The organism is Exiguobacterium sp. s102 (assembly GCF_018618635.1).
Taxonomy (GTDB): domain Bacteria; phylum Bacillota; class Bacilli; order Exiguobacteriales; family Exiguobacteriaceae; genus Exiguobacterium_A; species Exiguobacterium_A oxidotolerans.
Window position 1 is genome coordinate 44,404 of sequence record NZ_JACSML010000007.1, and the last position, 25,423, is coordinate 69,826.

Annotated in this window: 23 protein-coding genes and 3 riboswitches; of the genes, 10 read left to right on the forward strand and 13 right to left on the reverse strand. The window is 48.9% G+C overall.

From position 1 onward, the window contains the following. Positions 1 to 14 precede the first annotated feature (14 nt). From KNQ02_RS13825 to prfA, 3 genes are read right to left on the reverse strand one after another with little or no spacing between them, the layout of a single operon-like run. A complete protein-coding gene (locus tag KNQ02_RS13825) occupies positions 15 to 1,013 on the reverse strand; it encodes an L-threonylcarbamoyladenylate synthase (protein ID WP_088837979.1) in 999 nt (332 codons plus the stop codon). Continuing rightward, entirely contained in the window at positions 1,010 to 1,858 is an 849-nt protein-coding gene (prmC, locus tag KNQ02_RS13830) for a peptide chain release factor N(5)-glutamine methyltransferase (protein WP_214802892.1), read from the reverse strand. Before prmC ends, KNQ02_RS13825 begins: the two co-directional genes overlap by 4 nt. Beyond that, positions 1,858 to 2,916 carry a peptide chain release factor 1 gene (gene prfA / locus KNQ02_RS13835; RefSeq protein WP_214770987.1) on the reverse strand — a complete coding sequence of 353 codons (1,059 nt, stop codon included), beginning with the start codon at positions 2,914 to 2,916 and terminating at the stop codon, positions 1,858 to 1,860. The genes prmC and prfA overlap by 1 nt, the downstream gene beginning before the upstream one ends. Before the next feature lie 177 nt (positions 2,917 to 3,093). On the opposite strand from prfA, the gene KNQ02_RS13840 reads away from it, so the two are divergent. From KNQ02_RS13840 to treC, 6 genes are all read left to right on the forward strand, one after another. Continuing rightward, positions 3,094 to 3,462, forward strand: coding sequence for a GntR family transcriptional regulator (locus KNQ02_RS13840; protein WP_214808891.1), 369 nt, complete (start codon positions 3,094 to 3,096; stop codon positions 3,460 to 3,462). Next, positions 3,456 to 4,322 (forward strand): ATP-binding cassette domain-containing protein, encoded by an 867-nt coding sequence (locus KNQ02_RS13845; protein WP_214808893.1) that lies wholly within the window; start codon positions 3,456 to 3,458, stop codon positions 4,320 to 4,322. Before KNQ02_RS13840 ends, KNQ02_RS13845 begins: the two co-directional genes overlap by 7 nt. Next, a complete protein-coding gene (locus tag KNQ02_RS13850) occupies positions 4,315 to 5,280 on the forward strand; it encodes a hypothetical protein (protein ID WP_088837983.1) in 966 nt (321 codons plus the stop codon). Before KNQ02_RS13845 ends, KNQ02_RS13850 begins: the two co-directional genes overlap by 8 nt. Before the next feature lie 50 nt (positions 5,281 to 5,330). Then, complete coding sequence (gene treR / locus KNQ02_RS13855) at positions 5,331 to 6,038, forward strand: trehalose operon repressor (protein WP_088837984.1); 708 nt, start codon at positions 5,331 to 5,333, stop codon at positions 6,036 to 6,038. 470 nt (positions 6,039 to 6,508) lie between these two features. After that, positions 6,509 to 7,948, forward strand: a complete 1,440-nt coding sequence (gene treP / locus KNQ02_RS13860; RefSeq protein ID WP_088837985.1) for a PTS system trehalose-specific EIIBC component — start codon at positions 6,509 to 6,511, stop codon at positions 7,946 to 7,948. A gap of 25 nt (positions 7,949 to 7,973) precedes the next feature. Further along, on the forward strand, positions 7,974 to 9,617 hold the full coding sequence (gene treC, locus KNQ02_RS13865; RefSeq protein WP_214808895.1) for an alpha,alpha-phosphotrehalase: 1,644 nt from the start codon (positions 7,974 to 7,976) through the stop codon (positions 9,615 to 9,617). A gap of 197 nt (positions 9,618 to 9,814) precedes the next feature. Here the strand turns inward: treC and KNQ02_RS13870 are convergent, their stop codons facing one another. The 7 genes from KNQ02_RS13870 to ribD form a co-directional block, all read right to left on the reverse strand. Next, positions 9,815 to 11,176 carry an alanine/glycine:cation symporter family protein gene (locus tag KNQ02_RS13870; protein ID WP_088837987.1) on the reverse strand — a complete coding sequence of 454 codons (1,362 nt, stop codon included), beginning with the start codon at positions 11,174 to 11,176 and terminating at the stop codon, positions 9,815 to 9,817. A 163-nt stretch (positions 11,177 to 11,339) separates the two neighbouring features. Continuing rightward, positions 11,340 to 12,104: a DUF6612 family protein gene (locus KNQ02_RS13875; RefSeq protein ID WP_214767780.1), complete on the reverse strand. Its 765-nt coding sequence runs from the start codon at positions 12,102 to 12,104 to the stop codon at positions 11,340 to 11,342. Between the two features lie 72 nt (positions 12,105 to 12,176). Beyond that, positions 12,177 to 14,828 carry a putative bifunctional diguanylate cyclase/phosphodiesterase gene (locus tag KNQ02_RS13880; RefSeq protein WP_251135092.1) on the reverse strand — a complete coding sequence of 884 codons (2,652 nt, stop codon included), beginning with the start codon at positions 14,826 to 14,828 and terminating at the stop codon, positions 12,177 to 12,179. Between the two features lie 279 nt (positions 14,829 to 15,107). Beyond that, positions 15,108 to 15,569, reverse strand: coding sequence for a 6,7-dimethyl-8-ribityllumazine synthase (gene ribH / locus KNQ02_RS13885; protein ID WP_214808901.1), 462 nt, complete (start codon positions 15,567 to 15,569; stop codon positions 15,108 to 15,110). 1 nt (position 15,570) lies between these two features. Continuing rightward, a complete protein-coding gene (gene ribA, locus KNQ02_RS13890; protein WP_214808938.1) occupies positions 15,571 to 16,755 on the reverse strand; it encodes a GTP cyclohydrolase II in 1,185 nt (394 codons plus the stop codon). Next, a complete protein-coding gene (gene ribE, locus KNQ02_RS13895) occupies positions 16,755 to 17,381 on the reverse strand; it encodes a riboflavin synthase (RefSeq protein WP_088837992.1) in 627 nt (208 codons plus the stop codon). The genes ribA and ribE overlap by 1 nt, the downstream gene beginning before the upstream one ends. Beyond that, complete coding sequence (gene ribD / locus KNQ02_RS13900) at positions 17,366 to 18,412, reverse strand: bifunctional diaminohydroxyphosphoribosylaminopyrimidine deaminase/5-amino-6-(5-phosphoribosylamino)uracil reductase RibD (RefSeq protein WP_214808904.1); 1,047 nt, start codon at positions 18,410 to 18,412, stop codon at positions 17,366 to 17,368. The genes ribE and ribD overlap by 16 nt, the downstream gene beginning before the upstream one ends. Positions 18,413 to 18,570: 158 nt before the next feature. Next, positions 18,571 to 18,715: riboswitch (FMN riboswitch) on the reverse strand. A 152-nt stretch (positions 18,716 to 18,867) separates the two neighbouring features. After that, a riboswitch (SAM riboswitch) is annotated at positions 18,868 to 18,972 on the reverse strand. Positions 18,973 to 19,187: 215 nt separating this feature from the next. Further along, a riboswitch (SAM riboswitch) is annotated at positions 19,188 to 19,290 on the forward strand. Positions 19,291 to 19,350: 60 nt separating this feature from the next. On the opposite strand from ribD, the gene KNQ02_RS13905 reads away from it, so the two are divergent. Further along, a complete protein-coding gene (locus tag KNQ02_RS13905) occupies positions 19,351 to 20,109 on the forward strand; it encodes an alpha/beta hydrolase (protein WP_088837993.1) in 759 nt (252 codons plus the stop codon). 182 nt (positions 20,110 to 20,291) lie between these two features. On the opposite strand, the gene KNQ02_RS13910 is transcribed toward KNQ02_RS13905, so the two are convergent. Continuing rightward, the gene (locus tag KNQ02_RS13910; protein WP_034801409.1) at positions 20,292 to 20,909 is read right to left on the reverse strand and encodes a thymidine kinase; all 618 of its coding nucleotides are present in this window, start codon (positions 20,907 to 20,909) and stop codon (positions 20,292 to 20,294) included. A 182-nt stretch (positions 20,910 to 21,091) separates the two neighbouring features. On the opposite strand from KNQ02_RS13910, the gene KNQ02_RS13915 reads away from it, so the two are divergent. Then, positions 21,092 to 21,742, forward strand: coding sequence for a DedA family protein (locus KNQ02_RS13915; protein WP_088837994.1), 651 nt, complete (start codon positions 21,092 to 21,094; stop codon positions 21,740 to 21,742). A 35-nt stretch (positions 21,743 to 21,777) separates the two neighbouring features. On the opposite strand, the gene KNQ02_RS13920 is transcribed toward KNQ02_RS13915, so the two are convergent. Further along, entirely contained in the window at positions 21,778 to 22,023 is a 246-nt protein-coding gene (locus tag KNQ02_RS13920; RefSeq protein WP_012371588.1) for a type B 50S ribosomal protein L31, read from the reverse strand. Positions 22,024 to 22,120: 97 nt separating this feature from the next. Continuing rightward, positions 22,121 to 23,485: a transcription termination factor Rho gene (gene rho / locus KNQ02_RS13925; RefSeq protein ID WP_029331794.1), complete on the reverse strand. Its 1,365-nt coding sequence runs from the start codon at positions 23,483 to 23,485 to the stop codon at positions 22,121 to 22,123. A 351-nt stretch (positions 23,486 to 23,836) separates the two neighbouring features. On the opposite strand from rho, the gene KNQ02_RS13930 reads away from it, so the two are divergent. Then, a complete protein-coding gene (locus KNQ02_RS13930; RefSeq protein WP_088837995.1) occupies positions 23,837 to 24,523 on the forward strand; it encodes a C40 family peptidase in 687 nt (228 codons plus the stop codon). A gap of 122 nt (positions 24,524 to 24,645) precedes the next feature. Further along, positions 24,646 to 25,419 (forward strand): SDR family NAD(P)-dependent oxidoreductase, encoded by a 774-nt coding sequence (locus KNQ02_RS13935; RefSeq protein WP_214808908.1) that lies wholly within the window; start codon positions 24,646 to 24,648, stop codon positions 25,417 to 25,419. Positions 25,420 to 25,423 lie beyond the last annotated feature (4 nt).

The window sequence follows — 25,423 nt, forward strand, 5'->3', positions numbered from 1 at the left end:
AGTATCCTCCTTCTTTACGGGCGAATGATCCGACCACCTGCTGCCTTATGGAGCCGATTTCGGACTGCTAGCCCAACCCCTTCTTCTGATAGGTCCCGTACAAAAATCTGATCCACCGTCGTCTGATCAAATCGCCGTAAACAATCGTAAAGACGCTGTGCCGCTGTTTCTGCGGTCGTGCCGAGGAAACAGCGGACATCTGCTTCGACGTCTTCTCCGTCAAAGAGAATGACGCCGGTCTTTTGTCCGGTTTGGCGTGCTTCATCGATGAGCTGCTGCAGGAAAGAGAGGTCGCCCGCCACGACGGACAGTGTTGCTTCCGGTGCGTAGTGCGTGTACTTCATTCCCGGTGCCTTCGGTGTTTTATCTTTCATCGATAAAGCAGGATCGAGTGCCACGGTGCCGATCTCGCCTTCCAGCTGCTCACGTGTGACGCCGCCCGGTCGTAAAATGACCGGAGGTGTCATCGTACAGTCGATGACGGTCGATTCAACACCGATACCGGTTTCTCCCCCATCGACGATTGCTGCGATTCGTCCCGAGAGGTCATAGGCGACATGTGCCGATGACGTCGGAGAAGGTTTTCCGGAACGGTTGGCACTCGGTGCCGCTAACCCTAGTCCTGTCGCTTCAATCAATTGAAGTGCAAGAGGATGGTCCGGCATCCGTAATCCAATCGTATCAAGTCCTGCGGTGACGAGGCTTGAAGCGGTTCCGTTCGATTCTAGAATGATCGTCAAGGCACCTGGCCAAAACGTATCCATCAAACGTTTCGCGACAGCCGGAATATGAGTGACGAACTGCTCTGCCTGTTCGATTGACGCGACATGGACAATCAATGGGTTGTCGGACGGTCGGCCCTTCGCGGCGAAGATTCGCCGAACGGCCGTCTCGCTCGTCGCATCCCCCGCAAGACCATAAACGGTCTCTGTCGGCATCGCGACGACTTCCCCTGCTTTTAATAAGTTTACTGCTACATCCAGTGTCTGTTGATCGATCATTTCCGTCTTCACTCTGTACAATCCTTTCGTTCCGCATACACGATACGGTCTTTACCGTTTATATCTTTTAAAATACCCGTTTCCGCAGTAGGATAACGCTCTTTTAACATCATTTGCACTTCACTTCCTTGATTGTGTCCGATTTCAAACACAATCAAGCGAAAATCGTCCTTTAAAATACGTGTGCTGCCGTCAATCAAGCGACGATAAAAGACGAGACCGTCTTTTCCGCCGAACAGCGCGAGATGAGGCTCATGGTCAAATACGACGTCACTGAGCAACTCATCTTCTTCAATATAAGGCGGGTTCGAGACGAGGACACGGACCGATTGATCGGCGAGCGGCTCAAGCAGATCCCCTTGTAAAAAAGTTACGTCGCCGCCAAGTGCCGCTTGATTTTTTTTCGCGACAGCAAGTGCGTCTTCTGAAATATCGACCGTCGTGACCGGCTGTCTAAGCTCGAGCGCGAGTGTGACCCCGATCGCTCCGCTTCCCGTTCCGATATCGACGATTTCACCCGGGTAGAATGTTTCCCCGCCTAAACGACGGACGACGAACTCAATCAATTCTTCCGTTTCCGGACGGGGAATCAGGACAGCTGGCGTAACCTGAAAATCGCGTCCATAAAAGGGTTGGTACCCGATCAAGTGTTGGACGGGAACACCATTGACGTGTGCCAGTAAGTATTCGCTGAATAACAGGTCATCGTCCGGCGATAATTCGTCCGAAAGTCGCACGAGCAATCCCGTCCGGTCGACTTGTAACACATGCATAAGTAACCATTCGGCACTCGACGCCTCGCGTCCTGCCGCGGCTAACATCGTTTGTGCTTGATTCAATCGTTTCGCAATCCGCATCAGTTCGCCGCCTCCGATGCCCGTGCCTGGTACTCCATCACGAGCGTGTCGATGACTTCATCCATCTCGCCTTGGAGAATCCGGTCGAGCTTTTGAATCGTCAAGCCGATTCGGTGATCCGTCACCCGGTTTTGAGCGAAGTTATACGTCCGGATCCGCTCGGAACGGTCGCCCGTCCCGACAGCTGATTTGCGTTTTTCATCGTACTCGGCCTGCTGTTCGCGTTGAATTTTATCATAGACGCGTGCTCGTAACACTTTCATTGCTTTTTCTTTATTTTTAATTTGCGATTTCTCATCCTGACAGCTGGCGACGATTCCTGTCGGCACGTGTGTCACGCGGACAGCGGATTGTGTCGTATTGACGGACTGACCGCCGGGACCGCTCGATGTAAACGTATCGACGCGGACATCTTTATCGTGAATTTCAACTTCGACATCTTCTGCTTCCGGCAAGACGGCGACGGTCGCTGTTGATGTATGAATCCGTCCGCCTGATTCTGTCGAAGGCACACGTTGGACGCGATGGGCGCCGTTCTCATATTTCAGTTTCGAGTACGCACCTGTCCCTTTGACGATGAAGATGATTTCTTTATAGCCGCCGAGTTCCGTGTAGCTCGCATCGATGATTTCGATTTTCCAGGCTTGTTTCTCAGCAAACTTCGAGTACATCTTGAAAAGATCAGACGCAAATAAGGCTGCCTCGTCGCCTCCTGCCGCACCCCGAATCTCGACGATGACGTTTTTGTCGTCGTTCGGATCCTTCGGTAAGAGTAACGCTTTTAATTTCGTTTCGAGTTCCTTGATTTCCGGCTCCAGGATTGTCACTTCTTCTTTCGCGAGGTCCCGCATCTCGGGATCCGTCAACATTTGACGTGCTTCCTGATAGGCTTCCATCTTATCGCGGTAAACGCGATACGTTTCGACGGTCGGCGCGAGCTGGGATTGCTCCTTTGAGACCTCTCGTAATTGATTCGTATCATTAATGATCGCCGGGTCAGCCAACTGATCATTTAATTTTTCATAACGGTCCTCTAACGCACTTAATCGATCCAACATAATCGGTCATCCTTCCTGACGGTTCTTCTATCGTCAGTATAGCAAATATTTAGAACGTCAGTAGCAAGACCTCCTCGCGACCGACACTTCCGTCGTCAGACCGGTAGTTGACGTCAGACGGTCATTTTCCTATAATTAGTGTACTAATTGAATTAATACACTTAAGGAGGTGGAAGGATGTTTACCGTTGATCCGAAAAGTCCGCTCCCGATTTATGAACAATTGGTCACGCAAATCATTCGTGCCATCGCCCGAGGGCTCTTACGTTCAGGTGAACAAATGCCATCGGTCCGCGATCTTGCGAGCACGCTGCTCGTCAATCCGAATACCGTCTCGCGCGCCTATCAGGAACTCGAGAGCCGAGACTTTATCGTGACGATGCGAGGAAAAGGCTCCTTCGTCTCGGATTTGCCGCTTGACCAAGTCAAACAAGCTGCCATTCAAGAGCACATCACGACACTTTGTACCGTCGCGAACGAACTGTCGATCTCAAACGAAGAACTTTATCAGTTACTCATTCAAAACAGGGAGGATTCATCATGTTGACCGTGTCACACTTAACGAAACAAATCGATTCGACGATGATTTATGAAAATGCCTCGTTCACATTGCCTGCCGGTACGATCACGGCACTGATCGGACGTAACGGTGCCGGGAAAACGACGTTACTGAAAACACTTGTCGGGGCACTCGAACCCTCGCGCGGGAAAGTCGAATGGAACAACCAGTCAATCCACGACGTCCCGGCAGCACGGAAGCATCTATTTCTCGTTCCCGACTCCATCGGCGTCTACCGTCAGATGACACTCGGATCACTGATTGAGTTTTATCAGGCTTTTTATCCGAACTTCGAACGGACCTACATCGAAAACTACTGCCGCTCGTCGAACCTCGATCGTGGTCGGAAAGTGACGTCGCTCTCGAAAGGACAGGCGCAACTGTTCTTGCTGCAACTCGCGTTTGCGACGAACGCCCCTGTTTTGTTACTCGACGAACCGACAGACGGACTCGACCGGATTAATAAGCGCAACTACTTACAGCAACTGGTCTCTTTACTGACGGAACGTCAGACAGCCGTCTTGATTGCCTCACACCAACTCGAGGAACTCGATACGCTCGCGGACCGCGTGATGACGATCGAACAGCACCTCGTCAAGGAACCGAAGACGCTCGACGATGCAAAAGCGAGCATGCAAAAATGGCAAGTCGTCTACGAGATCGTCCCCGAGCTGAAGCACCATGACATTCATGTCCTGACACAAACCGGACGCGTCGTCACCTTGCTCGTCTTATCGGACGCAGGAAAGCTTTACTTAGAGAAGACGAATCCCTTATTAAAGGACACCTTACCAGTCCAGATGGAAGACTATTTTTTAGGAACGTTCGGAGGAAATCGTCATGATTAAACAATTGATTCGTTATCATATCAAACAAGGCATTTGGCCGCTCGCGACGTTCTTTTTACTCGCAATCTTCAGCTACGGCTTCAGCAGTTTCTCCGCCATCGAAAATTTCGATACGTATCGTCTTGATGCAAAACCAAATCTCTTGCAAACCGTACTCGTCAGCCCGATTTTCGCCGGTTTCGGAGCGCTTTTGATTGCCGTCTTCGCCATTTTGATGGTTGGTCAAGAACGGGGCAGCGGACGCAGTTTAATCCTCCATGCCTTACCGATTCATAAAAAACATCTATTCTTCATTAAGTTGAGTATCGGGGCCGCCGTATTGATCATCATTCCAATCCTCGGCTTTTTCTCGAGCTGGTTCATCTTACAAGGCATCGGGGGCATTCATCCGTTTGATTACGTCACTTTGAGCGATCTGACATATGACTTTTTTAAATTCTTCATCTTCGATATGACCGTCTTCGCTATTTTCTTGTTCGCAGGAACGATTGCGGGTGATATCATCGGTCAGCTCTTAATCGGGATGTTCCTGTTCTTTTTGAATTACTTCACGTTTTTTGCCATCGCTGCCGTCACGACACTCGGTTTCGGACTTAAGGATGATTTCACATCGTCACTGGATTTTTTGATGACGGTCACAACCCCGTTCCCGTTGTTGTTCCAATCGAATGATTTAACCGGTCCTGCGATTTACAGCGCTGCTTTGACGATCCTGCTTCTCGTCATCAGCCGTCAGCTTTATGTGCGTAGCGAAAACGAGCGACTCGGTCGCTTTACCGTCTTTCCGAAGTCGCATCCGTTTTTCATCATTCTCTTTACGGTCTATACGACGTTCATACTCGCTGCCGTCATCGGCGTCATTTCGTCCGAGAATCAAATCCTGTATTGGCTCGCCGTCTTGATTCTCGCCTGGCCTGCCTTCAGTTCCTACCGCCGGATGATTGGGTGGAGTCGCTGAATCCGTGCTACACTTGTTTCAAATCTTTTAAATAAGGACGGTCTACACCCATGCCAAAATATCTTCAAATTTCCCGACAACTCGCCGCCCGGATTCAGGATGGATCATTACCTGCTGAAACGAAATTACCGTCAGAAACGGAATTGATGGCAGAATTCTCTGCGAGTCGCGGGACGGTCCGTAAGGCAATCGATGCGTTGCTCGAAAAAGGCTTTGTTCGTAAACAACAAGGCAAAGGCGTCTTCGTCTTGAGTCAAGATGCGATCGAGTTTCAGTTCAATGGTATCGTCAGCTTCTCGGAAGCCCATCAAAAAATGGGGCAACACGAAGTTGAAACGGACGTTTTGTCTTGCGACATCATCGATGCGACGGATGAGCTCGCTCAGTTATTCAGTGTAAAAAAAGGAACATCGATCACACGAATCAAACGAATTCGAATCATCGACGGGGAACGCGTCATTTTTGATATCAACCACTTCGTGACAGAACTCGTCCCAGGACTCACTTCAACGGTCGCTTCCGGCTCGATTTATACGTATATCGAACAAACGTTGAACCGGCAAATCAGCTATGCGAAACGAAAAATCGAAGCGCAGCCTGCGACAGCTGAAGATCGAGAACAACTCGACTTAGAGGGGACGACGCATGTCATCGTCATCACGAATGACACGTATTATTATGAAGGACAACATTTCGAACATACGGAATCGCGCCACCGTCTCGATAAATTTCAATTTACGGATATCGCGCGTCGATAGACCGCAAGATGGCCGCTCAAAAGACGATTCGAGACAGATTGCGTTCTAAACCGTTTGCATTCCTGGATTTTCCTCATGGTATGACCTGAAAAGTGTCACGTTTCGTTGACTCCTACGGGGAAAAGTGCGTTTTTAACGCACGTTCAGAGGCAGGCAAGACCCTGCTCGTTGTCCATGAGGATCAAGGAGCAACGGCTTGCGTTTCGCCCGAGGAACACAACGAAAACAGACGCTTGATTTCCCGGTAGCACGTTGTCTACAGTCTTAAACCGCCTCCCGATTTTGTCGGAGAGGCGGTTTTTATCTTGATTCAGAAAGGATTGAAGTCTCCTCTTCTTCAATTCTTTCAAACTTATCTATATAAGTTATTGACTTAACTTATATAGATAAGTTAAGATGAATTTGCGCAGATAAGAAAACGTTTTCATTTCAAGTGATGTCTTCAGTTCAATCCAAAAGGAGAATGAGAGATGAAACCTAATTACCGTCAAATTGCTGAACAACTCATCGAACGAATCGGTGGGAAAGATAATATTGAGCAAGCCGCCCATTGTGTGACGCGGCTCCGCCTGACACTGAAAGATCAAAGCCTCGTCGAACAAGATGCCTTACTCGAAGTCCCGCTCGTCAAAGGGGCATTCCTGAATGCCGGCGTCTATCAAATCGTCATCGGTGCGGGGGATGTCGACCGCGTCTATGCCGAATTCATTCAATTGACCGGATTAAAAGCAACGACCATCGCCGACGTCAAATCGTCCGGTGCTTCCAAGATGAATCCGTTCCAGAAATTGATTAAAGTCTTCTCCGACGTCTTCATGCCAATCATCCCTGCCATCATCGTCGCTGGTCTCTTGATGGGGATCAACAATCTCTTCGGCATCGAGTTCGGCGGAAAAACGATGATTGACCGCTACCCGAACCTCCAGGGGTTATGGGATTTAATCAACATGATGGCGAATACCGCCTTTGTCTTCTTACCGGCACTTGTCGGCTGGTCGGCGACAAAACGGTTTGGCGGAAGTGAAGTCCTCGGGATCGTCATGGGACTGATGCTTGTCCACCCGGACCTCTTAAATGCCTGGAACTATGGACAAAGTGCGTTAAAAGGCGAGATTCCGACATTCAACATACTCGGTCTCTTCGAAATCGAAAAGGTCGGTTACCAAGGTCAAATTCTGCCTGTACTCGCAGCAGCCTATGTCTTAAGTACAATTGAAAAATGGCTCAAGGAACGTGTTCCGAATGCAATCCAACTCCTCGTCGTACCGATTACGACGATTACTTTAACAGGTTTCCTTGCCCTTGCTGTCATCGGTCCCGTCACGCGTCAGCTCGGCGACTGGATCACGATTGGTGTCGTCAATACGTTTGAAGCCGTACCATTGCTTGGTGCCTTGTTGTTCGGTGCCCTCTATGCGCCACTCGTCATCACGGGGATGCACCATATGTTCATCGCCGTCGATCTTCAACTGATTGGACAAAGCGGTTCAACCTTCATCTGGCCGATGATCGCCATCTCGAATATCGCTCAAGGATCAGCGACGCTCGCCATGCTCTTCCTCGCGAAAAACGCGAATGATAAAAACATGGCGTCGACGTCCGCGATTTCTGCCTACTTCGGCATTACGGAACCGGCGATGTTCGGTGTCAACTTACGCTTTAAATATCCATTTTATGCAGCACTCGTCGGATCAGCCATCGCTTCTTCCTTCATCGCCGTCAGCGGTGTCTTAGCTCCTGCAATCGGTGTCGGTGGTTTGCCTGCCTTCATCTCAATCGTTCCCGGATCGATTTTATCGTTCATCATCGGTATGGTGATTGCGATTGTTATCCCGGTTGTCTGTACGTTCCTGTTCCATTACGTCTCGACGAAACGCGCACGAAAAGCGGCACTCAAAGATGCTGCGTAACTGTTTTTAGAAAGGTGTGACTTGTATGACGCTCACAACGACCGACTGGCGGAAATCCGCTGTTTATCAAATCTATCCGAAAAGTTTTTACAGCCCGGAAGGAAAAGCGACGGGCACCCTCCGTGGCGTCACGGAAAAACTCGACTATCTCGCGTCACTCGGCATTGATTATTTATGGCTGACACCCGTCTATGCCTCACCACAAAATGACAATGGGTATGATGTCAGCGACTATTATGCGATTGACCCTTCTTACGGGACGATGCAAGACTTCGATGACCTGCTTGCGGAAGCAACAAAACGTGATTTGTCGGTGATGATGGATATCGTCGTCAATCACTGTTCAACGGAGCACGACTGGTTCCAGCAAGGACGGAATCCCGACAGTCCGTATCATGATTATTTCATTTGGCGGGATGAACCGACCAACTGGCAGTCGAAGTTCGGTGGTCCGGCCTGGTCGTTTGATGAAGTCGCCGGCAAATATTATCTTCATTTGTTCGATCAAACCCAAGCCGATCTCAACTGGGAAAACCCGCGTCTTCGCGAAGACATCTATCAGATGATGCAGTTTTGGCGCGACAAAGGGGTCCGTGGATTTCGCCTGGATGTCATCAATCTCATCTCGAAGGATCAATCGTTCCCCAATGATCCGACTGGAGACGGCAGAACGTTTTATACGGATGGACCTCGTGTCCATGAGTACCTCCAGGAAATGAATCAACGTGTGTTTGACGGTTATGACTTGATGACGGTCGGTGAGATGTCCTCGACGACACTCAATCATTGCCGGCAGTATTCAAATGTCAGCGAGGAAGAGTTGAAGATGACCTTTAACTTCCACCATTTAAAAGTCGACTATCCGGACGGTCAAAAATGGATAGCCGCGCCATTCGATTTTCTTGAGTTAAAACGGATCCTGTCGGACTGGCAGGTCGGGATGCAGGGAAAAGCGTGGAATGCCATCTTTTGGTGCAACCACGACCAGCCCCGTGTCGTCAGCCGGTTCGGTGACGATACCGTCTACCGCGTCGAAAGCGCGAAGATGCTCGCGACGACGTTACACGGTCTACAAGGCACACCGTATATTTATCAAGGCGAAGAAATCGGGATGACGAATCCGGACTTTACGGATCTTACAGATTATCGTGACGTCGAAACATTGAATCTCTATGAAGAAAAAATTGCTCAGGGCGAAGCATCTGAACAGATTCTTGCGGCAATCCGCCAAAAATCACGCGACAATGCCCGAACACCGATGCAATGGGACTCGACGCTTCACGCCGGTTTTTCAGAAGCAACGCCGTGGATCGACGTCGCTCCGAACTATACTGACATCAATGTCAAAGCTGCCGTCGCTAATCCTGATTCGGTGTTCCACCACTATAAAAAGTTGATTCAATTACGAAAACAATATGACGTGTTGACGAACGGAATGTATCGTCTTCTCACACCGGACGACTTGTCGATTTGGGCGTACGAACGAACGACAGAGGACGAACAGCTGCTCGTCCTCTCGAACTTCTACAGTTCAGAAACGACGTTCACGTTACCAGAGACGATGTCGGACGCCGACGTCTTGATTCAGAACTATCCTGATGTCGCACAAGACGGGCGCAACGTCACATTACGTCCATATGAGTCGGTCATGTTCTACCGGACCACTTAACGATTTGAAATGAATAGAGGGAGGTGGATTTCCAGTGTATGATCCGGAAATCCGCCTCCCTTTCTCTTGTGAACGATAAGAATTTGCATAGAAACGGCCGATGCTTCCGTAAAAAGTCGGAAGCGTCGGCCGTTTGATGGATTGTGATCTGACTCCTGCGTCGGATTCACCTCCAAAAGAAATGATCTCTTTTGGATTCAGGAGGCGTTTCGATTTGCCTGTTCTTTTTTCAGCTGTTCGCGGAACAACCTCGTCTCGGCAATGACGACGCCGGACAGACCAAGCAGACCAATCAAGTTCGGTATTGCCATCAAACCGTTGAAGACGTCCGAGATGGCCCAAACCATGTTCAAGTTCGTCGTCATCGCGCCCAGTCCGGCGACGAGAACAAATACGACGCGGTACGGCACGATTGATTTTTGACCAAAGAGATAATAAATCGATTTTTCACCGTAATACGACCAGCCGAGGACTGTTGAAAAGGCAAACAAGACAAGTCCAATCGTGACGATATACTTTCCGGTCGGACCGAGGAACACTTCAAAACTTGCAGTCGTCAATTCGACTCCTTCTAATCCGGTCCCGATTTTTCCACCCATGACGAGCGTTAATCCTGTCATCGAACAGACGAGAATCGTATCAAGGAAGACTTGTGTCATCGAGACGAGTGCTTGTCGTCCCGGGAAATCGGTTTTCGCAGCCGCCGCCGCGATTGGCGCTGAACCGAGACCCGCCTCATTCGAGAAGACGCCTCGGGCGACACCGTAACGAATCGCCGCCCCGATTGCACCACCCGTAATCGCTTCATTCGAGAACGTGCTGCTGAAAATTGTTGAAAATGCCGCTGGAATCAAGTCGTAGTTCATGATCAGGATCAATAAACCACTTCCGACATAAAAGAAAATCATGAATGGCACGAAAAAGCTGACGACTTTCCCAATCGATTTGACACCACCCAAAATGACGCCACCTGTTGCGACCATTAAGACGATTCCGGTCACGTAGAGCGGTACATCGAACGTTGACTTCATCGCGAGCGCGACCGAGTTCGTTTGAACCCCGTTACCAATCCCGAAAGCGGCAATCGAAGCGAAAGCGGCAAATAAAATCCCGAGCCACTTTTGCTTGAGCCCCCGTTCAAGATAGTACATCGGCCCTCCGGCCATCTGCCCCTTTTCATCGACGACACGGTATTTGACGGCGAGAATCGCCTCCGCATATTTGGTCGCCATGCCGAATAATCCGGATAACCACATCCAGACGATCGCACCTGGTCCCCCAAGGACGACGGCTGTTGCGACACCGACGATATTCCCCGTACCGACCGTTGCTGCCAGTGCGGTCATTAATGCCTGAAAATGACTGATGTCCCCTTCCGATTGTTTCGAGTCCTCTTGTTTCGTAAACGCGAGCTTTAACGCATAAGGAAGTTTTGTAATTTGAATGAATCCTAAACGAATCGTTAAGTAAATGCCTGTTCCGACTAATAGGATCAGTAACGGTGCTCCCCAAACCAAATTTGACACCGAACTTACCCACTCAGTGAATGACGTTCCCATGCTTTTCCCCCCTCTGCAATTCGTATGTAGACTTTCCCATTTTTTCAGAATTGACAGAATACTGTCAACCCTATTTCCTAAGTTCCCCTTTCAGAGATGTTCCACACATGAAAAAAACGCCGACCTCCTCCGGCGTGTCACGTCGGGGAAAATCGGCTGTTCGTCATTGGTTCATATCAGTAATCGATTGGGCCTCTTTTGCCTCTTCCGGCAGCTCAATCGACTCGATGGCATTGAATTTCGAAAACGTGGATTCATTCGTCATCTTAAAGGTCGTGCCTTCTGTGATTTCAAACTCCATCGTCATATCGAGCGTCTTCGGATAATACGTCTTTGCGTCATATGTCATCGTATATTCCATCTTTTTATAATCCACTTGATCCATCATCTCTTTCATCTGCGCCATCTGTCCCGATTGTTCGAGCGCGTCTTTCATGAAGTTTTTCAAGTCGTCCCCCGTCAAGTCCACATCAATTTGATAGAGTTCATCTTTTCTTTCGGCTGTCCAATTGTCTTTATACTTCTTCAACAGTTTCAGGTTTTGATCGGTCGAGACGGATGATTCCATGATGTCATTCATCTCCGAGATGTCTTGGACAAACCATTGCCCGTCCTGTGCGATATACATCTTGTCGTCGAGCATATAGCTCTCCATTTGTACATCCGAGCCATCCTCGACATTCTTCATCTTAATCGTTTGATGCATCGTATAAGGTTTTTGAATGACATCTGCTGCGACTTGCTGACTGACAGGCAGACCGCCGACTTCTGAAAAGATGTCGCTCTCCATATGAAACGACTGAATATCCTCCTGTGCTGCCGTCGCCTTTTTTAACAGTTCACTATTCGACAGGTCGTCTTGACTGCATCCGGCAAGACCGACCGAAGAAACCATTGCCAGCGAAAAAAACCATCTTCCCTTCTTCATGTGCGTTCCCTCCTCGTTTACCTGTGTCTACGAGTCGATTTTGGAAAAAGTTTCAAACTGATTCGGTTACGCTTAGCGCTGATCCGGATAGAGCAACGGCTCAATGGCTTCAGGCCGCATCGGACGACCGAAATAATAACCTTGCATCCGTGTACACTTCAAGCGATTCAAGACGTTGACTTGTTCGAGCGTCTCGACCCCTTCCGCGATGACTGCTACATCCAGCGATTTTGCTAAATGAATGATGGAGGAAATCATCGCATACCCACTCGTCTCGATATTGATTTTTTCAACGAATTCACGCGGAATCTTTAACGTATCAATCGGGAAATCGACGAGACGGGATAATGAGGAATAGCCTGTCCCGAAATCATCAATCGAAATCGTGAACCCCAGCTCTTTCAAACGATGCATCGTCTTGACCGTATCCTCGATGTCTTCGACTGCCGATACCTCCGTGATTTCTAAATCGATTCGCCTCGGGTCGACGTCTGTTTCTGCTAAAAGTTGCATCAACGTCAGGACGAACGTTGGGTGATGGAACTGTTGCATCGAGACATTCAGACCGACCTTCAACTCGATTCCTTTATCCTCCCAGCGTTTCGCCTGCAAAAAGCCTGCACGTAAAACCCATTCGCCAAGACGAATGATCATCCCCGCTTCTTCCGCGAGGGGAATGAAATCGTTCGGTGAAATCATTCCGAGCTCCGGATGATTCCAGCGGACCAACCCCTCGACACCGACCATCTGATACGTGATCGTGTCGACTTGAGGTTGATAATACAAGACGAGTCGATTCGTCTCAATCGCATGGGGGAGCTCCGACTCAAGTCGTAGCCGGTATGACGCCGCTTCCGCAATATCATCAAAGAAGACGACCGTTTTTCCGCCTTTTGCCTTTGCCTGATACATCGCTAAATCCGCTTGTTTTAATAACGTCACGACATGTTTCGGTTCCGTTCTTTGATGGCGAACTACTCCGATGCTCGGGCTCGAGACGACTTCAAGCCCTTCAATATTGTACGGGATGCTCAACTGGTTAAGAAGGCGCTCGGTCCGGGTTCTCGCCCCTTCTTCCGACACGATATGACGGAGAATGACCGTGAATTCATCGCCCCCTTGTCGGGCGACGACATCTTCGATTTCTGTCGCGCGGCGTAAGCGTTCTGCGACTTGAATCAGCAATTGATCGCCGATGTGATGTCCAAACGAGTCATTCACGAGTTTAAAATCGTTTAAGTCGATGAAGCAGAGAATGATTGTTTCTTGACTTTGTTCTTGCTCGACTAAATGGTGTAACATCTCTTCGAAATACTTTCGATTGACCGCTTTCGTCAAATGGTCATAGTACGCAAGCTGATGGATTTTCAATTCATTTTTCCGCATGTCTGTGATGTCACGACCGATGCCGAACAAACCAACAAGTCGTTTTCGGACACGAATCGGAATTGTCGTCACGCTGAGCAGGACATTGTTGCCACCTTCCTTTCGAAACACCGTCTCGAATTGTTCAGCGCTCATCTTATCTTGATCCGCCATGGCAGAAGTGCCTTGTCCAAGCAATTGATCGTACGACCGACCAATCAACTCGCTCTCACAATGTTCCGTCAGTTTTTCGAATGAGGGGTTCGCACTTTCAATTTGTCCTTTCAAATCAAGAGAATAAACGGCATCCGGATGATACGTAAAGAGTGATTCATAACGTTCCTTACTCTCTTCCAACTCGTCCGCCTTATGGTGGATTTCTTGAATTAATTGATGGTTACTTAAAATCATTAAAATTTGCCGGACTAAAATTAAGAGAATCGTCACCCCGCAACCAATCATCAATCCATTTAAGGCATCTCCCCGTTGCGCATAAAACAGCATTGTTGAGAACAATAGAAGTACGAGGAAATACGGTAAAAATAACCGCCCGAGATGCAAGGATTGCCTTTCTTCCTGCTCGACTCGGATATGTTCCATCGTCACTTCTCCCGCGTGACCGGAAATCGCGACTAACAATAAACTTAAAATGAATAACGGATCAATCGCTGCGGTGTTCTCATACCCATGGATGGTCGTCATATATAAAAAAATGGTATCGGCGATAATCTGAATTAATATTCCGATTAACAAAAAGGAGAAACAGGTCGGTCGTGTGACAGTTTGTCGTTTTTCGATTAAGAAGTAGATGCTGATGACACAAAACAGCAACACGACATCATTCATCGGATACGCGAACGCGACGAAGTTTTCCGCTGTCGACGCTTGCCCATCCGCTAAAGAAGGACGAACCAAGAAAAACCAGCTGTATGTCACAGCGACAGTCATGACGATTAAAATATCAAACACGAATCGAACCAATTGATGTTTCGTCACGTATTTTCGAATCAAATGAAGAAATGCTATAAAGAAAAAGAACGATTGCAACATATAAAAAGGGTCCGGCAGACCGGGAAAAGGAACGGCAACCTGTTGGATATTTTCATAAGACATCCAAATCAGTTCCGCAATCAGATAACTTCCTGTTCCGAAAGCAAGATAGAGAAAAAACCGGCCTTGGTCCCGGCCATTCGTTCGATATGTGTGCAGTAAGAACAATGTTGCAGCTATACAGCCTATGATAGAAAAAATGTTATTCCCCCACGATGCCAGTTCCGGTCGATCGGCATAAAACCAGATCCAACTATAATAGCTCAAACTAAATAAAAGAACGCCGTATACGTAATGAATCCGCTTCATGTTCATTCGCCCTCCTTTCTTCCAAACCTCTAAGTTTTCCGTACTTTTATTATTATACGGTGGTTATACCATCCCGTGTATCCGTGACCATGAATTATTGATAAAAACCAAAAAAATTTCTATCGCATGCAAGAGGGGCGCGACCTCAAAAAGGAATCGCTCATTTTCCACGCGCTTTCCTGCAGGAGTCGCGTGAAACGAGTGATTCCTTTTGAACGATCTAACAGGTGGCGGATTGACTTTTACGTCCGTCCCCGTTTTACATCCGATAGAGAAACATTACTGAAAACTGCGTAACAAGTTCGCCATCTCGATGGCAGAGACCGCCGACTCATATCCTTTGTTCCCTGCTTTCGTGCCGGCCCGTTCGACCGCTTGTTCAATCGAGTCCGTCGTCAATACACCGAAGATGATCGGGACACCCGTCTCACGCGACGCACCGGCGACACCTTTCGCGACTTCATTGCAGACATAGTCGTAATGCGACGTCGCACCGCGGATGACGGCACCGAGTGTGATGACGGCATCATACTTACCGCTTTTCGCCAGTTTTTCCGCGACGAGCGGAATCTCGAATGCGCCCGGCACCCACGCCGTATCGACGTTATCCGCTGCGACACCGTGACGACGGAAGGCATCGTTTGCTCCTCCGACTAATTTAGATGTGATCAATTCATTGAATCGTGCTGCGACGATTGCAACCCGGAGTCCTTCGCCCGTTAAAAATCCTTCGTATACCATCTTAATTTCCTCCTTCGAGATCGAGCAGATGCCCGAGCTTCGTCTGTTTGGTTTTGAGATACTGGTGGTTTTCTAAACTTGCCGGTACTTCATGCGGAACCCGCTCAAGCACAGTGATGCCGTACGTTTCGAGCGCTTGCTGTTTATCCGGGTTATTCGTCATCAAACGGATTTTCGTGACACCGAGATCCTGAAGCATCGCTGCTGCGACGGCGTAGTCGCGTAAGTCGGCTGCAAATCCGAGCGCATGGTTCGCCTCGACCGTATCGAGTCCTTGTTCTTGGAGCTCATAGGCTTTCAGCTTCGCCATCAGACCAATCCCCCGCCCTTCTTGACGCAAGTAGAGGACAGCACCACCTTCCTGTTCAATCCGGTCGAGCGCCGCGTCGAGTTGCGGACCGCAGTCACACCGTTTTGATCCGAAGACGTCACCCGTCAGACATTCGGAATGAACCCGGACGAGCATCCCGTCTTCTGCTTCACCTGATAGCACCGTGACATGTTCCTTGGCGTCAGGTGTCGTATAACCAAGCATCCGAAACGCCCCGTGCGTCGTCGGTAACAAGACTTCCGCTTCACGGCGGACAGAGCGCTCGAGATAGCGGACGAGAGCATCGATCGTAATCATTTTTAAATCATGTTCTGCTTTATACGTCACTAAATCATCAACCCGTGCCATCGTCCCGTCGTCTAAAATGATTTCACAGATGACGGCCGCTTCGGCGCTTCCCGCGAGCCGTGCCAAATCAATCCCTGCTTCCGTATGACCACGCCGGACGCGAACGCCGCCTTCGTTTGCGATCAACGGAAAGATGTGTCCGGGACGCTTGAACTGCTTTGGACCATCCGTCAACATCCGCTGAATCGTCATTGCCCGTTCCGCTGCACTGATGCCGGTTTTCGCATCTTCATGATCAATGCTGATCGTAAAAGCCGTTCCCTGCGGATCCGTGTTGACATCTGTCATCGGCCGGAGTTCGAGTCGTGTTGCGATATCCGGACTGACCGGGACACAGACGAGTCCTTTGCCGTAAGTGATCATGAAGTTAATCATCTCGGGGGTCGCGTGTTCCGCAAGTAACACGAGATCCCCTTCGTTCTCACGGTTTTCATCGTCACAGACGATGATCGGTCGTCCGCGTTTTAAGTCATCCACTGCTTCTTCAATCGAATCAAATCCGTTCATCATGCTTCGCCTCCTAAAAATGCCGACCAGTCCGTCTTCGCATCCTTCTGCGTAAAGTGATAGAGATGTTTCGCCATCAAGTCACATTCGATATTGACGAGGGCACCCGTCTGCAAGCGATCGAACGTCGTGACTTGGCGTGAATGGGGAATCAATGAAATCGTCACCGCGTCGTTTCCGACATGTTGCAGTGTCAGGCTCGTCCCATTAATCGCAATCGATCCTTTCGGAATACAGTACTTGCTCCAGTCGCCTGCCTCAAAACGGTATTCCATCGCTTCACCGTCCGGTCGCCGGCTGAGAAACCGAGCCGTTCCGTCGATATGACCGCTGACGAAGTGACCGCCGAACCGTCCATTCGCCGGCATCGCGCGTTCGAGTTGAACGGCTGCTCCGACCCGTAACGTCTGCAGCGACGTCGCTCGGATCGTCTCATGGACGGCATCGGCCGTGAATCCGCTCTTCGTCATCGCCGTCACCGTCAAACAAATCCCATCAACGGCAATGCTGTCGCCAATCTTTGTTCCGTCAAGCACTGCTGTCGCTTCAATTTCGAGCGCCAGCCCGTTCGGACGGGGGACTTTCCGTTTTATTGTGCCAAGTTCTTCAATCAATCCGGTAAACATGTCATCCTCTCCTTTCGTACATACTGGAGATGGACGTCTTGTCCGATTTGGTTCATTTTCACTAAATCAAAACGGTCTTCGATGTCCTGTTCCGTCGTCAGAGACTTGGTCCTACTGAAGAGGGACGGTGCCTGATAGAGTTCGATCGTATCCACGAGATCCGCTTCTAAAAATGCGGATTGAATCGTGGGACCGCCTTCAATCAACAGACTGCGAATACCTTGTTCATATAAAAGTTCGAGGATTTGGTCCGGTGTCGCATACGCCCCGACGAAAACCGTCACGTTCTCGCGCTCTATCGTACGTGGCTGTTCCGTCAGCCAGTACGTCGGATTCAAGCCATCGTTTAAGACTTGGAATGTTTCAGTCAGGCGCCCGCGGCGATCGACAATGACACGGACCGGTTCGATGCCGGTCGAACTGCGCAACGTCAGTGCCGGGTCATCGATGATCACCGTGTCGCTTCCGACGAGAATCGCGTCGTGTATCCCGCGTAACTGCCGTCCGTCAGCACGTGCCGCTTCCGAAGTGATAAAGCGTTGTTCACCCGTCGCAATCGTCCCGTTCATCGTTTGGGCGACTTTCACTGTGACATGCGGACGTTTTCGTTCAATCGCCGTCCAAAATGGTTCATACAGTGCCACTGCCTCGTCTTTTAGTAGACCGACTTCGACGTCAATCCCCGCCTGACGGAGACGTGTGATACCGCTTCCTGCGACGAGCGCGTGGCGGTCCTTTGTCGCGACAAAGACGCGCGCAATGCCGGCTTTTAGAATCGCTTCCGTACACGGCGGTGTTTTGCCGTGATGATTGCACGGTTCGAGTGTCACGTAGAGATCGGCTCCGCGTGCTGCTTCACCTGCCATGAGGAGCGCTTCGACTTCGGCATGGGGTCCTCCCGCATAACGGTGGGCCCCAAAACCAACAATCCGCCCCTGTTTGACGATGACGCAGCCGACACTCGGATTCGGGCTCGTTTGACCGTTTAACATGTGTGCTAGTTGCATCGCATAACTCATGAATGTTTCCATTTTTTCCGCTCCTTTCAATAAAAAAGACGCCTCCTGTAAAAGGGGCGTCGTGATTGAAGGATTGACGAAATAAGCGTCTCGCGTTTCTGTTTTTACACATACAGAAACAGACCTTTCCCTGAAAACATTTTTTCAGAAAATGGCAGCAAGCGCATTGTTTCGTCCTTCTCCCATCCGGACTTTACCGTCGGCCCTGGAGTCTCACCAAGTCAGCCACAGTGCGTACACTGCAGGTCGCGGGCTCATCGATTTATCAATCGCATCACCGCCGGTTGGGATTTTCACCCTACCCCGAAGAACTGGTTATTGAGTTATACAGCTCAAGACTAGCACAGGTCATTCTAAAATACAAAATGAATTGTATTTCATTCTCTTTTTTTAGGAAAACATCAAAAAAAGGACCCTTCTCTTAAAAGAAAAGGATCCTTCCATCTGCACTAAGGCAGAATCCGCTCCGCTCATCTTTCAGACAAACGTCTGACGGAATTGGCACAGTACGACGTAAGAAGTCTGTTGCCGAGGTTTCGTAGGGCCAGTCCCTCCACCTCTCTCGATAAGTGCTACGGTATGAAGTTCATATGTGTGATGTTTCAAGTCGTTCTTATGTCGTGAATCTAATGCTTACACTACGGGGATTCCTTTCTCAAGTCAACCATATTTTCAAAATTAAACCAAATTACCCAGTTTATCAATTTCGACTTCTTTTTGACGTCTTGACAACGTATTTCAATCAATGCTATCCTCTTCACAATGATTATTCCGACAATTCCTATACGATATATCAAGAGTGGGCGAGAGATCTGGCTCTACGAACCCACGGCAACCTGCAACATGCAAGGTGCTCCGACCAGCAAAGCCGATGCTTTGGATGATACTTACGAGAATCTCGTAGTGCGCCTAAAGCACTACGAGTTTTTTAATAGAAGGAGGAACCCTTTATGAATTCATCATCACCCGTCCTGTTTGGCGCAGAAGCTTTTTTGATTGAACGAGGTCCAATCGGTATTTTACTGTCTCACGGTTTTAACGCAACCCCTCAAAGCGTCCGTACTGTCGGAGAGCAGTTTGCCGCCCAAGGGTTTACCGTGTATGCCCCGCGTCTCGACGGACACGGGACGAGCATCCGTGATTTCGAAGCGTCGACTGCTGAAGATTGGAAACAAAGCCTCCGCCAAGGGTTCGACGTCTTAACCAATCATTGTTCGTCCATTTTCATCGCCGGACAATCGATGGGTGCGACACTTGCCCTTGCACTCGTCGCGGAAGGATTACCTGCTGACGGATTGATTACGATCAATGCAGCGTTAGCGATTCCTGCCTATGAAGCATTATCTTTTGAAGACTGTCCACGCTACTTAAAAGAAAGTACCCCAGACATTAAACGTGAAGCGTTTGAAATCATCTATGACCAGGTCCCTGTCGTCTGCGCATCGGAACTTTTGACCTTGATTGACCAGACACGTCCACTCTTACCAGCCATCGAGATTCCAACACTTATTTTATATTCTGCCGAAGACCATGTCGTCCCGCCTGAAAGTTCGGATTACCTTTATCAAGTCATCGGTTCGACGGACAAACGGAGCTATTGCCTGCTTGACTCCTATCATGTCGCGACCCTCGATTACGATCAAGAAACGATTGTCCGCGAGGCAACACACTTTGTGCACCAATATAGTCGTTTGACCCACACCGGTTGATGTCTTTCCTGCGCAAAAGCAAGGGATGAAGACTGTTTCGATGCGTGTTTCAAGCATCGACTAAGCCGTCCAGAACAATATGAATGCGCAAAAAAATGGCCGATGCCCCCTTGAAACGATGGGAGTATCGGCCATTTGATTGATGTGGTCCTGACTGATGAATCAGTCCTTCGTTTACTTCATCAGTTCTGTTGCTGTTTCTTCCATTGTTGCAGGGCTTGCGATTTCCCCGGCACTTCATGGCAGTGGCGGCAACGCGGCTCATACGACTCTGACGCGCCGACTAAAATGATTGGATCATTGTAGTTGGCAGGTCGACCGTCGATTAAACGTTGCGTCCGCGATGCCGGGTCACCGCACGACAGGCAGATCGCCTGCAGTTTCGTGACGAACTCTGCCCGTGCGAGAAGTTCCGGCATCTTACCGAATGGTTCCGCCCGGAAGTCTTGATCGAGTCCGGCACAGATGACACGTTTTCCGTCCTGCGCGAGGGCCTCGATGACATCGACGATTTCATCATCAAAGAACTGAACTTCGTCAATCGCGACCACTTGTGTCTCTTGTGCGACTGCCGCGTACACATCACGGCTCGTCGCCATCGGTACCGCGATGACAGAGTTGCCGACGTGCGAGACGACATGTTCTTCATGATAACGGTCGTCGATTGCCGGTTTAAACACTTGGACCGGCAACTTCCCGTACTGAGCCCGGCGAACGCGTCGAATCAATTCTTCCGACTTACCAGAGAACATACTTCCGCAAATCACTTCAATCCAACCATACTGATTTATTACATGCATCATTGCAGACACCGTCCTCTAAAATTAGTCACTTTAACGAGTATAGCCCGAATCGAATATAAGGAAAAGAGTTGACTTCTCGAAATCAAAAATCCATCCGTTCATTCCCATGATTCCCCACCTTGTCGTTTTAACCAGTCCTCATTTCCTGTACACTATAGAAGAAGAATTTATGAAGGAAGGTGTTCCCGATCCATCACATATTACATGAAGTGCTTCATCAATATGGTTCATTCGGACTTGCGATCCTTCTAGCCGGGGGGATCATCGGGCTTCCTGTTCCGGATGAAACGTTATTGATCATGTCCGGTTTTTGGATGCATCAAGGTAATTTACCCTTAATCGGAACGATTCTCGCCGCTTACGCCGGAAGCTGTATCGGGATGACGATCAGCTACCTGCTTGGTCTGAAACTCGGAATGCCGTTGCTTCATCGAATCGGACCGAAGTTTCGCATTTCTGAAAAACACATTGTCACGGCAGAAGCCGGCTTTCTTCGTTACGGCAAGTCGGTCTTGATTATCGGTTACTACATACCTGGCCTTCGCCAACTGTCCGCTTTTTTTGCCGGTGTTTCGAAGATGCCGTTTCGGGTTTTCGCTGCCTATGCGTATACCGGGGCTTTGATTTGGATTAGTGTCTTTCTCGGCGCAGGGTATTTCCTCGGCCGACATTTTTCCTTCAGTCGTCTCTTCGAACAATTCGCGACAAATCCTGACTTGCTCCCGTATGTCACCGGCATTGCCGGCGCAATCGGCTCATCGTTCGTGTTGAAGACTTACCTTACCTATCGCGCCCAGTTCAGTCTATACAAAAACAGCCTGCTCCAGTGATGGAGACAGGCTGTTTTTTAATGGATAGGTCGCAATTACTTGCGGCCGTATTTTTTGTTGAAGCGATCGACACGACCGTCTGCAGCGTTGAACTTTTGACGACCAGTGTAGAATGGGTGCGAGTCCGAAGACACATCCACGCGGATGAGTGGGTACTCGTTTCCATCTTCCCAAGTGATTGTTTCGTTCGAAGAACGAGTAGAACCAGTTAAGAATTTGTACTCAGTAGTTGAATCCATAAATACAACTTTGTTGTAGTTTGGGTGAATTCCTTGTTTCATGGTTGATTTCTCTCCTTCCGCCCTGGTTCATTTGCTGAGCCAGAGTAAGTTACCTTCCTATACTAAACGATTTTTCATCGTCTCGCAATACCTATTTTCAAGTCGGTGTATCTGTTTTGATCGTCCGTGGTTTAGCTGCTGCCCGGCGAATCGGCTTCTTCTTTTCCTTCAACAGTTCAACGAAGAATTCTTCATTATTTTTCGTATCCTTAATCTTGCGCAAGAAACTGTCGACGAACTCGTTTGATTCATTCATCGTCCGACGAATCGTCCACAACGCATCGAGTTGATCTTTCGGTAGGAGCAACTCTTCTTTCCGTGTGCCGGATTTCCGGATATCGATCGCCGGGAAGATGCGACGCTCTGATAGTTTCCGGTCAAGATGAAGCTCCATGTTGCCGGTCCCTTTAAATTCTTCATAGATGACATCGTCCATCCGTGAACCGGTCTCAACGAGTGCTGTCGCGAGAATCGTCAAACTGCCGCCATGTTCGATGTTCCGTGCTGCTCCGAAGAAACGTTTCGGTTTATGGAAGGCAGCCGGGTCAATCCCCCCTGATAAGGTCCGTCCGCTTTGCGGGACGGTCAGGTTATAGGCACGCGTCAGACGTGTGATCGAATCCATCAAGATGACGACATCTTTTTTATGCTCGACGAGACGCATCGCCCGCTCAAGGACGAGTTCTGAAATCCGGACGTGGTTATCCGGTGTCTCATCAAACGTCGAACTGACGACGTCTGCTCCCGGTACGGAACGTTCGATATCCGTCACTTCCTCCGGTCGTTCATCAATCAAAAGAATGATTAACTCAACATCCGGATGGTTGACTTGAATCGAATTCGCAATCTCTTTTAACAAGGACGTCTTCCCTGCCTTCGGTGGTGCGACAATCAATCCGCGTTGCCCGAATCCGACCGGCGCAATCATGTCCATGACACGAACCGACAGATGACGCGGTTCTGTTTCAAGACGCATTAAACGATCGGGGTAGATCGGTGTCAGCGCAGGGAAGAATAAACGGTTTCGTGCCGTGTCCGGCGCTTCTCCATTCACTGCTTCAACGCTCAATAAACCTTGGAAACGTTCATTTTCCTTCGGTGGCCGGACTTTTCCCGTGACGACATCTCCATTACGAAGATTAAAACGACGAATTTGTGAAGCGGCGATGTAGATATCTTCAGAGGATTGTGAGTAGTTGATGGGACGAAGGAAGCCGAAACCACCATCGTTTTGCATCTGTGGATTGCCGGGGATGACTTCAAGCACCCCTTCGAGGAAGTAGAGACCGGTTGATTCTGCTTGTGCTTTTAAAATCTTGAACATTAACTCACGCTTTCGCGCTTCCCGGTATTGCGGAACATTTTTTGCTTTCGCAATTTCATATAGATCCTTCAATGTCAGATTACCGAGTTGGGCAAGTGTATAGGAACGTTCTGGTTTATCGGTTTTTTCAGTTGGCATATGCATTCACCTATTCTTTATAAATTCAACAGCAAAGTTCTGTAACGTATTTAATGATAAAGCAAAAAAATCTTTTGTGAATTAAAGGTATCACATATCTACCACTTTCGTCGTGATTTAGCGAATGGAAATTTCTTCTTTGTAATATTCCACGATATTATTGCAGTTATATTACAGAAAAGCGGTATTTTGTAGCGGAACTGAAAAAACGTTTTCACACGACCGCATGCTAAGATATTCCTGCAGAGAAAAACTTACAAAGTCGTAAGGATGACTGCCTAAACAAACACTTGATGATTTCATTATATAACTCGGTCACATAAATTTTAATTAAAATGGAGGAATTCACATATGAAACGTTTTCTAGCATCGGTCGCGACAGCCGCATTAGTGGTTTCAGGTTTTGCGTCAGTGGGAACAGGTAAAGTTGAAGCTGCTACAATTACTAAAGTCAAAATCATGGATAACGGATTACGCGTTCGTTCAGGTGCCTCTACAAAATCTTCAATCGTCGGTAAAGTTAACGCAGGTCAAACATTCCGTTATAAAGGAAAGTCAGGTAGCTGGACGAAGATTTATTACGGTGGGAAAACACGTTACGTGTACACGAAGTATACAAAAACATACAAGAAAAAAACATCAACTTCAACAGCTAAGAAAACAACGACTTCTTCTTCAACACGTACAAAGATCTTAAGCGAAGCAGCAAAACATAAAGGTACGCCTTACGTCTGGGGCGGTACAACAACACGTGGTTTTGATTGCTCTGGTTTCACAAGCTACGTTTATAAGAAAGCAGCTGGAAAAACACTTCCACGCTCATCTTCTTCACAATACTCTTCATCTAAGAAAGTCAGCGTCTCAAGCGTTCAACCGGGAGATCTCGTCTTCTTCTCACACGGTAGCGGCATCCAACACGTTGGTATCGCGACAAGCAAGACAAGCATGGTCAACTCGGAAACGGGTGGCGTTAAATACTCAAGCTTCAAATCAGGATACTGGGGTTCACGTCTCGTCGGAGCCGGTTCTTACCTTTAATCCAAACACGATCGTCCAAGCGGTTGAGCATCGGCTCAATCGCTTTTTTGTTTGTTCTGCGCTATCGTCTAGTTAATACCCTTTTTCTATCAATTCAATCCACGAAACAGGAGCGTGATCCTATGAACGTATTGATTACAGGAGCCTCAGCAGGAATCGGTCGCGAGCTCGCACGGTTATATGGCATGCAAGGAGATCATCTGCTGCTCGTCGGGCGCAATGCCGAAAAACTGTTCGAGACGAAGTATCTCGTCGAACAAGAAGGAGGAACGGCTGAGGTCTATCCTTACGACATCGGACAGCCCCTCCACATCGAAGCCCTCCTTCGGGCGACAAAAGATGATTCGGTCGATCTCTTAATCAACAATGCCGGTTTCGGATTATTTGGTGAGTTTCTCGAAACCGAACTTTCACGTGAACTGAACATGATTGATGTCAACATCCGGGCCCTGACTCATCTGACAAAAGCTTATGCACAGCGGATGCGGGACCAAGGTATACAAGGTCGGATCGTACAGATCGCTTCGACGGCAGCATTTCAAGCCGGTCCGTTCCTAGCCGTCTATTATGCAACAAAAGCCTACGTCTTAAGTTTTTCCGAAGCTTTAGCAGAGGAACTCGCGCCTTACGGCATTCAAGTCACGGCGGTTTGTCCCGGTGCGACCCATACCGATTTCGAAGCGACGGCCGGCCTGTCTGCTTCCCGTTTGTTTAAACGCCCCGGCATCATGGATGCGCCAACCGTCGCTAAGCTATCCTTCGATGGATACATGCAAGGCAAGACGCTGGTGATTCCTGGTGCAAGCAATGCCTTCTATGTTTTCCTGACGCGGCTCTTACCACGTCAAACACTCACAAAGATGAGCGCTTCCGTCCAAGCACCGTTGAAAGAATAGTTGG